Source organism: Shewanella sp. SG41-4, assembly GCF_014164505.1.
Taxonomy (GTDB): Bacteria; Pseudomonadota; Gammaproteobacteria; order Enterobacterales; family Shewanellaceae; genus Shewanella.
In genome coordinates, this window is record NZ_JACJFI010000567.1 from 1 (window position 1) to 1,558 (window position 1,558).

Genomic DNA, 1,558 nt, shown 5'->3' on the forward strand with positions numbered 1-1,558 from the left:
CAAGACACCTTGAATAGGGTCGAAACATGAACCGTCATACACGGCCAAGAAAGAGATACCCGCTTTTGAATCACGACGAGTTCTTACCCAGCCACGGACAGTGACTTGCGAACCAACGGCGTGTTCACCTTTAAATACAGAAGCGACAGATGCAATGCTCATTGTTGCTTTATTCTCCAACGTATCGAATATAAATATAAAATTGGGGTTTATCTTACCTTGATGGTAGCTTTTCTCAAGCTGAAAACGCTATTCTACGCTGATTAATGTGATACTTTTGAGTAAGTCGGTTAAATATTTGGCTAATTGGCCTTTATATTCTCTAGTAAACCAAGGAAAGGCAATGTCTCGATTAGGAATTATACAGGTTGTATTGACGGTTTTGTCGCTATTAAGCTGGAGTTTAGCCATTTATGCATTGATTATTTTTGGTGAAGCCAGACCTGATCGCGCAGTTGGATACTTTATGAGTAAAGGTGTGTCTGTTCGATTAAACTGGGATCCTGAGTTAACCATTAAATTAGAATACTTAATATGGTTGTGTGCTGGCGTTAGCTTTCTGAATCTGCTGGTAAATTTTTATGCAAAAGCCACTACTCGAATTGGTTTTTGGGTCAATATTCCGTTGTTGTTTTTGGTATCACTAGCAGCGGGTTTGTATATTCGTTACGTGGTGTAAATAATATTGGTGATGCTTGGAGCAATTAATTTAAGCGAAATGGATCTAAGCTGATTTATTTCAACCATCAATCGGCTTTTAATTAATGCACCTGCAGTGATTAATTCTTTTCAACATGATGACACAGCAAATCTATTATCGCTGCCGTTACCCCCCAGATAAATTTGTCTTCAAATAGCATAAAGTGCACTTGATAATGTGCGCCGTGACGATAATGAAACATTTTGTGACGGTTACTCCGTTCAATAAAAAAGCTTAATGGGACCGAGAAACAGTCTTCCACTTCGCCTGGGTCGAGAACCAGCTCAAATGGCTGCTTTACCATAGCCACTACGGGGGTAATCTCAAAACCTGTAAAGGTTTTATGGGCTGGAAACACACCTAAAATATCAACATTATCAGCCACTAAACCAATTTCTTCGTGAGCTTCGCGCAGTGCAGTGTGGATTGCATTAATATCATCAGGCTCAACTTTGCCACCAGGAAAGCTAATTTGCCCTGGATGGTGACGTAAATGCATCGGACGTCGGGTTAAAATAAGGTGCAGTTGTTGCTCTATTTCAATAACAGGGATTAATACAGCGGCTTCGCGGCCAAGGTAAGATGGTGGCGCTGAAGTAATTGTCGAACGCAAACAATGTAAGTTGTAACGCAAAGTGAATTCGTGTTTATTCATTGGTGATTCTAAATCCAGTTAATAGGCTATTCGGTGTCATACCAATTCCTGAGGGCGAGTTTCTCACTTTCTATGCTGCTTAATATGATTTTGACGTACGGCTGAAGGATCTATATTTTCCATAAAAATAATATATTTCCACCATGCATGGCGTTTAAACGCAGGAGATAAAGTATCGCAGGGGCTGTTGACGAGAACTACTG

Annotated in this window: 2 protein-coding genes and 1 pseudogene; 1 reads left to right on the forward strand and 2 read right to left on the reverse strand. The window is 40.2% G+C overall.

Annotation, left to right across the window (positions count from 1 at the left end):
• A pseudogene (locus H5202_RS22275) lies at positions 1-162 on the reverse strand (asparagine--tRNA ligase); the annotation flags it as partial.
• A 181-nt stretch (positions 163-343) separates the two neighbouring features.
• Here H5202_RS22275 and H5202_RS22280 point away from each other — a divergent pair.
• Positions 344-679, forward strand: coding sequence for a hypothetical protein (locus H5202_RS22280; protein ID WP_182773949.1), 336 nt, complete (start codon positions 344-346; stop codon positions 677-679).
• Positions 680-779: 100 nt separating this feature from the next.
• Here H5202_RS22280 and H5202_RS22285 read toward each other — a convergent pair whose 3' ends face one another.
• On the reverse strand, positions 780-1,355 hold the full coding sequence (locus tag H5202_RS22285) for a CoA pyrophosphatase (protein ID WP_182773950.1): 576 nt from the start codon (positions 1,353-1,355) through the stop codon (positions 780-782).
• Between the last annotated feature and the right edge of the window lie 203 nt (positions 1,356-1,558).

Bases quoted from the DNA above. Each gene is read 5' to 3' on its own strand.
- H5202_RS22285 (WP_182773950.1), bottom strand. From the start codon at position 1,355: ATGAATAAACACGAATTCACTTTGCGTTACAACTTACATTGTTTGCGT.
- H5202_RS22280 (WP_182773949.1), top strand. From the start codon at position 344: ATGTCTCGATTAGGAATTATACAGGTTGTATTGACGGTTTTGTCGCTA.